Source organism: Holospora obtusa F1 (assembly GCF_000469665.2).
Lineage (GTDB): Bacteria > Pseudomonadota > Alphaproteobacteria > Holosporales > Holosporaceae > Holospora > Holospora obtusa.
In genome coordinates this window covers 1-7,609 of sequence record NZ_AWTR02000049.1, presented here as the reverse complement: position 1 = coordinate 7,609, position 7,609 = coordinate 1, and the positions used below count along the sequence as shown (strand labels likewise).

Below are 7,609 nucleotides of genomic sequence, written 5' to 3'. Positions count from 1 at the left end.
CTCCTTTTTTTACCAAAACATTTCGTTCTTCTTTAGAAATATCTTTTTTTTCTAATTTTAAAAAAATATCATTCATTATTGATGTATACACGTTTTGAGCCAAGTTATCATTCTTATCGTTGGATAAACTAGGCGCTAATAGCTCTAATACGTTTACAGAAAGACTATGAGTGCTTTTACATAAATGTGTTACAAATGAAGCAAGTTTATCGATCGATGATTGTTCAACTGTTTTTCTTAAGGATTCAGAAATACCATCCAAAACGTATTGTGTAATTTCAAAATTTTCCTTTATTGATTTTAAGATTCCTTCTGTTACGATATTCCTCAAACGCACTTAGGGGAAGTTGAGCACACATTTGTTTAAAATTTAGAGATCTTAAAGTGATCTCAATAATAAGCGGCAATTTTCTATAAGAAGCTAAAATAGTATCAAACAAATCAACAAAATAAAAACAATTATATTGATTCAAATTATTTGTATCCAAATGTTCTTTCAAATTCATGGAGGTTAATAAAACTTCATCCAAATGATGCTCATTGGAATATAGAATATCAAATAACATTCCTTGAAATTGCCTAGATGTAACCTTTGTAAATCTTTGTTCTAAATTAAAAAAACTCAAAACAAAATTCGCAAGAACGGGATCCACATTATCGCTTCGAATCTTCTCTATGATTGGAACAAAAAAAGAATCTTTCATATATCCAAATGTTTTTTCACCATTCAACATTTTTAAGACATACAGTGAAAGCTCAGGATCATTATCCGAAGATACTAATCTTCCCAATAAGTCTACAAAAGAAATGGGGTTTTTCTTTTGAAAATTTTTCTAAATTCACAAAATCTAAAAATTGTTTTGCTCTTTCAGATGAAAATGAATTCAAATTAAAAGATGTTTGTTGATTTTTTTCTCCTGCAGCATCCGCAACTATCTGCTTTTCTTTCTTTTTTAAAATGGTTGCAATAAATGAAAGAAAATCTTGTTCATTAATATGACTATTAACAAAGCTATATATAAAATCTTTGAAGATTTCTTGCAAGATTTGTATGCTAAGATCTTGATCGTTGTTTTTGTTAAAAAATATTTCTACAGTTCTATCAACATATTGTGGATAAAAAACATTTGATATATTTATATTTTGAAAAATTTTCCTATGAATCATTTTTTTTACTGTGCTGCATACTTCTTTCTTATTTGTGCTTGATAATAAGTTTTGAATATTATCTAACAGACCTTGTACATTATTTTTTGCAACATTTTCCAATATCACGGGTAACGAAATATCGACAGAAAAACCTTGATTACAAAAAATCATAAGAAGAGAAAGAATTTTCAATTTCATAAAATTTTCACCTTTTTTAAGTTTCTACAAACAAATATTAATATAAAAAAAACATATTGTCAAGCCAAAATACGACTATAATCAGGGCCTACGCATGAAGAATTGTGTTCACACAATGAATAAGATGTTTAAAAGACATAGAATGTTTGCGCATGATAGACTTGATCGAGTTTTCTGGCTTATTTTTTGCTTTATGCAGTATGGTTAAAGCCCATTTTCTGAGTATATCCAAATTTTCGGTAACGCAATCATTCCGAATGCAGGCTTTGTCCTCATTGAAAACAACATCCAAACCCCAGTGAAGTTGATTTTCAATTTCCCAATGCTGACGGGCAATCTCATTCAGTTCAAAAGCACTTAATAATTTTGATGAAATATAGTATCGGGTATCTTTTGATTTTTTCCCTTTACGAAGCACCGTTGAGGTAATGCGACCTATGGATTTTAAACCAGGCCATTGATGAATGTCATTCAGCCGCTTTGTATGATGTGAAACAACGGCCACACGCTGTTCAATTCTTCCATGGCCTTTGTCATTATTTTCGTTAATGAATTCGTGGTTATTTAACTCAGATAAAAAGAGCTTAACATCTTCAAACAGTGTTCCTTGGTTGCCTTACATAATCACCTTTCCTCTCAACGATTTGCTGACACATGTCCCTTTGAGCTCCCATGGCATCAATCGTAATGATTTTATTTTCAAGATCTAAAAGTTTTAACAATTTTGGAATGGCTTTGATTTCATTGATTTTTTCATTCACTTTCTCTTGGGCGAAACCCATTTTATTCTTGCACCAAGCACTTACACTATGAAAAAGCTTATTTGAAGAGCTATTCCGGATCGTTTTCCCATCGATATTCATAATGTCACTCGTTATTTTTTGAAGACTTTCTACAAAATCGCAAAAACAATCTCTAAATTGATTGGGGCATAAATTATCCCAAAGCCGTTGGTAAGTATCGTGACTTGGCACACCAGACGGAAAGTCGAAATATTTTTTCAACGCTTCCCTATGCATCTCAACAAAATCCTGCATCCCACTAAAACTGTCGATACCACAAAGAACTGCTAACAAACTGGTTGCTATCAAAGTCATAAAAGGGTGGCGTGGGTTCCTTGAGGAACGGGGATCTTTCAATGAACTAAAATGGCTTTCTATAATTTTAAGGCAAATATACATCTATACATCTTTTAAACACAGTTGTAGAATAAAATTTCTTCATGCGTAGGCCCTGCGTACTATACCGTTCCTTATGCAGTTTTCGGAGTTACACTATATAGTCGTATTTCGACATAAAACTATCTAAACGTCAAAACTCTCAAAAAATATTGAAAAAGACCAACTTAATCGAGGATGTGGCCTATACAATTTTGATCTCATTGCTTGTTATTCAAAAAAAAATGTGTAGAATTTTTTGTGTTATTTAGGATAGTTAGTTTGGTGAATTTTTGCGTACGCTTATTGTTATTCCTGCTCGCTTAAAGTCGAAACGGTTTCCCGAAAAATCTTTGGCTCAGATACAGGGGATCCCCATGATTCAACGTGTTTTTAATAATCTTCAAAACTCTCATATTGCTCCGGTTTGGGTGGCTTACGATGACGATAGAATTGGGAATCTTTTTTCTGAGTCTCAACGCGTGAAGACGGGAGAATGTTTTACGGGTACAGACCGAGTTGCGCAAGCGATAGATATCAAAAATGCTTGGAATCAATTTGATATTGTCATTAATGTTCAAGGAGACACTCCTGTGATAGACACTCAAATCCTTTTTGAACTTTTGGTTCCGTTTTCTTTTTCGCACGTAAGCATGGTTACGATTGTTAGCGAGCTTGAAGATCAGAAACTTTTATCCAGTCCTTCAAAAGTTAAGGCTGTGTGTTCAAAGTGTCCTGATTTTCCTGAGTATTGGAAATGTCACGATTTTAGTCGTGTTGTAGAGACATTAGATTCATCTTTTTCGTATTTTAGCCATTGGGGAGTGTATGCTTTTCGAACCTCTGCATTGAAGTCATTTACGACATATGCTCCTTCTTTTAGAGAACAAAGTCTTGCTTTAGAACAGTTAAGATTTTTAGATCAGGGACATTCTATCTGGGCCATCAAGGCTCCAAAAAATATGACTTATATGTGTGTTGATACTCAAGAAGATTTGAAAGCAGTTCAAATTTTTTTAGAAAATCGCTAGGTTTTTTAGGCTTAAAAGAGCTCTTTTTTTATCATCATCTTAGGACCTGTCCTCAATTAAGCCAAACCACAATTGAAGCCAAATGAATGGCGCCTAGAAAATTTGAAAACGTTCATAGCGTATGGCAATGGCGTCGTACTGCCTTAAGTTTAGCAAAAAAAATTCGATCAAGTGACGGGAAAAGATATGTATCATAATTTGAAGACTCCAAACAGTTCTTTTTAGGTGGAATCACGCCGCTTTTCTTTAAGTTTTCTCCTCCCCCTTTCATCGCAATCGCATACTTTATCCGCAAGCACCGCATCAGCCTCTTCCAAATCATGGTCCTGACCTAGTGTAAGGTGAGAGAGACGGGATTTTCATGGGCATCACACGGTGCATAAATTTTGGTGCTCAGAACGCCTCTAACGACTTGATGATGCTCTTTTTTAGAGCCTGTGCTGTGTTGATGGGGCCGCACAATCGTTGACTTCGATTATCGCGAAATCATGATCATCGTTTTGCGAGAGAATTTCAAAGACCTTTTTTATACGTCCTTTAGCTTCAACGGGTCAATCGAGTGTGGATGGCTTTAAAAGCATAAAACTTCTTTGACATATTACGACACGGAATTCTCCTCACGGCAACGGTATAAAACAGTTTCAACACACAGGCTATTCTTGTCTATCACTTTTCCTGATTTTTCAGGTAAACCATCTTTTGTCCGATATCACCGATCATCTCGTAACGCATAATGTCTTATTTAACTCATATTTCTTTTGAATTCTCAAAAAATATTGAAAAAAACCAACTTAATCGGGGGTGGGGACTAAATAGTGTAGTCACGAGATAGGAAGTATGATATAAGTGATGCAGTTATTTCATGAATGCATAGGTATTATATGTCAGAAGCCCATCGTCACCACGATATTTCAGACCGCGTATGGAGTTGTGTTAGAGCCTCATTTACCAGGACGAGAAGGTGTTTGGGGCGGGAGAGCTAAAGATTAATCGCCAATGTATTAATGCCATTTTTTGGATCTTAAGGACAGGAGCGCCATGGCCAGATTATGGAAGCTGGAGCAATACGCACCGTCGTTTTATCAGATGGAGAGACAAAGATATCTGGGAGAAGTTGCTCGAAGAATGAGTTGATGTTCCGGATTGTAAATGGCTGATGATTGATGCAAGTCACATCAAAGCGCATCCTCATGCAGCCGGTGCGAAAGGTGGAAATCAAGAGATGAGCCGCTCAAAAGGGGGCTTAATACAAAGGTACATCTGGCCGTGGATGCGCATGGTATGCCGAGTCAGAATCATTATTACAGACGGTACCACGGCTGATTGCACGCAAGCTTGGCAATTGATAAGCGGCATCGCAGCCGAGTATTTATTCGCAGACAAATATGATAGCGATGCGAGTGTTGCTCAGGCCCAAAGCCAAGGCATGACCGTAGTCATACCTCCAAGAAAAAACCGAAAAGTTCACAAAGGCTATGATAAAGATTTATACAAATTTCGGCATCTTGTTGAAAATGCATTTCTCTATCTCAAGAGCTGGCGCGGTATTGCAAGACGTTATGCGAAAAATGTCAGACCATTCTTGGCAGCAGTACAAATTCGATGTATCGCTTTATGGGCTAATATCTCGTGACTACACTATCTAGGAACCGTTTTGACGTTTAGTTTATAGCGTTTTGCAAGCGTTGGGGCGCTATCTTTAGATTCTTGTATTTTTTTTCTAATTTTTGGCGTTGTCTTGGCATTGGCATGCAATATATTTCCCATAAATTTGTCTCCTTGCGTTCTTTATAAATTACACCATAAGAGTTTGGAACTAAACGAATACCCTTTACAAATCCCGTCACTTGATCGAGAATTTTTTGCTAAACTTAAGGCGGCACCTCGCCCTTGCCTCACGCTATGATAAAACGTCTTCAAATTTTCCAGGCACCATTCACTTGGCTTAAATTGTTTTTGGCTTAATTGAGGACAGGCCCTAGGTTTAATTAAAAATTTTGTTAAAAAACAATGTTGACAAAATTATTTTTTTTATGTTAGAGTCCAAAAAGTTTTAAAAAATATTATTTTTATTATGAAATTAAATTTTTTTTTATTCTCAATGTTTCTAACAGGAATTTCAGAGATTTCTTTTGGAGCAAATGAAGATTTTACTTCAAAGAAAATGATAAAAACTTTAACTAGGGGTTCATGGGATGAAGCTCATGTACAAAATGTTGTAGAAATTTTAACTAATCATACTTTGTTATCAAAAATACAGGATGATCAAAAAAATCAAATAATTTTAATATCTTTAGAAAAAATTAAAAAAAATTCCTTAAATTTACCTGGAATTTATGATTTTTTTAGAGACTTTTTACCAATTCACGCCGTAAGTTTATTCAAAAATTCTACTAAACGTATGGTTCAATTAGTTAAAGGACTTCCTATGAGTGTAGAAAATTATTTGGGAGGTCCTAAAAATTTACAAGAAATTGCTTATTTTTTGGCAACACAGTTTGTCGAGAGTAAAAATACGATGAGAGATGTCTTTGATTTTTTTGAAGAATTAAAGAATTCCGATTTTTTTTCGAATACAGTGCACAAATTTATTAGTCAAGACGCAATAAATTATGGAAATGTAAAATTAGACACAGTTTTGCTTTCTAAGATGGTTTCATGGCTTCCTTATATAAAGAAATCAGATTTGCAAATAATCTTAGAGTTTATGATTCTTAAAAGTCAAATGAAAACTGAAACAAAAAAAGATGCATTTTCTGATGCTAGTTCAGAAGTGCAAAATAAAATGATTTTGAAGATGCAAGACTTAGATGATAAACAATTTGCTATTACTTGGGAAAAATTGTTACGTCATTGGGAGTGTGGGTTTCGGTTGTGTTCACCTCACGTATTGTATCAATTAGATAAAAAAAAGTTAGAAAGAAGTGGTGTATTTATAGGAATTTTTGAATCAATAATCAAAATAAATTGCAGTAAAGTAAGAGAGCTTTGTTCTGCTATGATTGGGAGAATTTTTTCACAATACAAAACAAAAAAAGTTTTTAATGACGATCATATGTTAGTAAAAATGATCATGCAAACAAAAGATTTTTCAAATTCTCTTGAAAAAATTGAAGTATTTACTCAATCAAATCGTGATTTTATAAGTAATTTTTTAAATAAATATCCAGAATTAAAAAAAATTAGTTCTTTTAATAATTATTTTTTTAAATTTGCTTTAACTAGAATGAATACAAAAAACGTAAAAATTCAAATAAATTTTGAAAATCTTAAAAAAAATTTAAATTCCAATCCAAAACTAACAAATTTTTTAGAAATATACGAGGCTTGCTTCACTAATCTTAATGAAAAAGGGGTAACTGTTAAGATAAATTTTAAAGGTCTTAAGGAAGAATTAGATAGCTTAAAAAAAACTCAAGATTTTTCAAGAACTTTGACTATATATTTGAATTTAATTAGACTTAACCCTGAATTGCGTCCTGAAATTGACGAAGAATTTTACAAAGGCATAATTTCTTACCTTCCTTATACGAAAGAAAAAAATTTGAGGTGTGTTTTAGAATTTTTATTATTAAAAGAATTAGAACATAATTTTTTAAAACAATCTGAAAATGAACAAAAGGAGATCGTTTTAAAAATTAACGAATTGAAAAAAGAAGATTTGTCTTATATAAGTGAAAAAGTTCATAATTTTACGCTTCCCGTTTGCGAAAATCTTCTTTCACTCTTAAAACAAAAAAATTTAGATTTTAAAGAATAAATGACGTTAAGATATTCTTAAAAGCGAATAGATACAATACAAGAAATTAAGAAAGAGAGTAGGTACTTGATTTAATGAGTAACACATAACATCAACAATAATAAATTATCGTGATTGTTTGTGTTGAGTGCCATCTTTTGTACAATATATAAAGCTATAAATTGCTCATCTTACGTAGCACCTTTCAAAATTTGAAGTTCATTGAACATTAAAACATTGGCTTTTAACAATAGTTTTTGTTTTATTGCAAAATGATTCAATGAGGTTTTCACTTTCAATAATTCTAATTTGCAGTATGCAATGAGTGATGCTAA

12 protein-coding genes and 1 pseudogene are annotated in these 7,609 nt (G+C 33.0%); 5 read left to right on the top strand and 8 right to left on the bottom strand.

Translation table 11 applies throughout. The annotated features are described in order from the left end of the window. From P618_RS02450 to P618_RS08815, 5 genes are all read right to left on the bottom strand, one after another. Window positions 1–262, bottom strand: a 262-nt coding sequence (locus P618_RS02450; RefSeq protein ID WP_040458295.1) for a hypothetical protein, incomplete at its 3' end; no start/stop codon positions are given. 16 nt (window positions 263–278) lie between these two features. After that, window positions 279–704, bottom strand: coding sequence for a hypothetical protein (locus P618_RS02445; protein WP_156918968.1), 426 nt, complete (start codon window positions 702–704; stop codon window positions 279–281). A 61-nt stretch (window positions 705–765) separates the two neighbouring features. After that, complete coding sequence (locus P618_RS02440) at window positions 766–1,347, bottom strand: hypothetical protein (RefSeq protein ID WP_021827615.1); 582 nt, start codon at window positions 1,345–1,347, stop codon at window positions 766–768. A gap of 88 nt (window positions 1,348–1,435) precedes the next feature. Then, complete coding sequence (locus P618_RS08820) at window positions 1,436–1,948, bottom strand: ISAs1 family transposase (protein ID WP_084024567.1); 513 nt, start codon at window positions 1,946–1,948, stop codon at window positions 1,436–1,438. Next, window positions 1,941–2,528, bottom strand: coding sequence for an ISAs1 family transposase (locus P618_RS08815; RefSeq protein WP_021827613.1), 588 nt, complete (start codon window positions 2,526–2,528; stop codon window positions 1,941–1,943). Before P618_RS08815 ends, P618_RS08820 begins: the two co-directional genes overlap by 8 nt. Window positions 2,529–2,797: 269 nt before the next feature. Between P618_RS08815 and P618_RS02425 the strand changes: the two genes are divergently transcribed. Continuing rightward, a complete protein-coding gene (locus P618_RS02425) occupies window positions 2,798–3,535 on the top strand; it encodes a cytidylyltransferase domain-containing protein (protein WP_021827612.1) in 738 nt (245 codons plus the stop codon). Window positions 3,536–3,647: 112 nt separating this feature from the next. Here the strand turns inward: P618_RS02425 and P618_RS07805 are convergent, their stop codons facing one another. Next, window positions 3,648–3,839 (bottom strand): hypothetical protein, encoded by a 192-nt coding sequence (locus tag P618_RS07805; protein ID WP_156918967.1) that lies wholly within the window; start codon window positions 3,837–3,839, stop codon window positions 3,648–3,650. Window positions 3,840–4,384: 545 nt separating this feature from the next. Between P618_RS07805 and P618_RS08585 the strand changes: the two genes are divergently transcribed. The 3 genes from P618_RS08585 to P618_RS08575 are packed head-to-tail and all read left to right on the top strand — an operon-like array spanning window position 4,385 to window position 5,168. Further along, window positions 4,385–4,525 (top strand): hypothetical protein, encoded by a 141-nt coding sequence (locus P618_RS08585; protein WP_024161109.1) that lies wholly within the window; start codon window positions 4,385–4,387, stop codon window positions 4,523–4,525. Next, window positions 4,497–4,664 (top strand): transposase, encoded by a 168-nt coding sequence (locus P618_RS08580; protein ID WP_021827611.1) that lies wholly within the window; start codon window positions 4,497–4,499, stop codon window positions 4,662–4,664. The genes P618_RS08585 and P618_RS08580 overlap by 29 nt, the downstream gene beginning before the upstream one ends. A 27-nt stretch (window positions 4,665–4,691) precedes the next feature. Next, window positions 4,692–5,168, top strand: coding sequence for an IS5 family transposase (locus P618_RS08575; RefSeq protein WP_021827610.1), 477 nt, complete (start codon window positions 4,692–4,694; stop codon window positions 5,166–5,168). 5 nt (window positions 5,169–5,173) lie between these two features. Here the strand turns inward: P618_RS08575 and P618_RS08810 are convergent, their stop codons facing one another. Continuing rightward, window positions 5,174–5,302: a hypothetical protein gene (locus tag P618_RS08810; protein WP_024161108.1), complete on the bottom strand. Its 129-nt coding sequence runs from the start codon at window positions 5,300–5,302 to the stop codon at window positions 5,174–5,176. A 307-nt stretch (window positions 5,303–5,609) separates the two neighbouring features. Here P618_RS08810 and P618_RS02405 point away from each other — a divergent pair, with 307 nt between their 5' ends. After that, window positions 5,610–7,295, top strand: a complete 1,686-nt coding sequence (locus P618_RS02405; protein ID WP_021827608.1) for a hypothetical protein — start codon at window positions 5,610–5,612, stop codon at window positions 7,293–7,295. 170 nt (window positions 7,296–7,465) lie between these two features. Here P618_RS02405 and P618_RS09200 read toward each other — a convergent pair. Beyond that, a pseudogene (locus P618_RS09200) lies at window positions 7,466–7,609 on the bottom strand (IS701 family transposase); the annotation flags it as partial.

What these genes read in the sequence shown, in the direction of transcription:
- P618_RS02445 (WP_156918968.1), bottom strand. Translation starts at nt 704, where the DNA reads ATGAAAGATTCTTTTTTTGTTCCAATCATAGAGAAGATTCGAAGCGAT.
- P618_RS02440 (WP_021827615.1), bottom strand. Translation starts at nt 1,347, where the DNA reads ATGAAATTGAAAATTCTTTCTCTTCTTATGATTTTTTGTAATCAAGGT.
- P618_RS08815 (WP_021827613.1), bottom strand. Translation starts at nt 2,528, where the DNA reads ATGTATATTTGCCTTAAAATTATAGAAAGCCATTTTAGTTCATTGAAA.
- P618_RS07805 (WP_156918967.1), bottom strand. Translation starts at nt 3,839, where the DNA reads ATGCGGTGCTTGCGGATAAAGTATGCGATTGCGATGAAAGGGGGAGGA.
- P618_RS08585 (WP_024161109.1), top strand. Translation starts at nt 4,385, where the DNA reads ATGCAGTTATTTCATGAATGCATAGGTATTATATGTCAGAAGCCCATC.
- P618_RS08575 (WP_021827610.1), top strand. Translation starts at nt 4,692, where the DNA reads ATGATTGATGCAAGTCACATCAAAGCGCATCCTCATGCAGCCGGTGCG.
- P618_RS08810 (WP_024161108.1), bottom strand. Translation starts at nt 5,302, where the DNA reads ATGGGAAATATATTGCATGCCAATGCCAAGACAACGCCAAAAATTAGA.
- P618_RS02405 (WP_021827608.1), top strand. Translation starts at nt 5,610, where the DNA reads ATGAAATTAAATTTTTTTTTATTCTCAATGTTTCTAACAGGAATTTCA.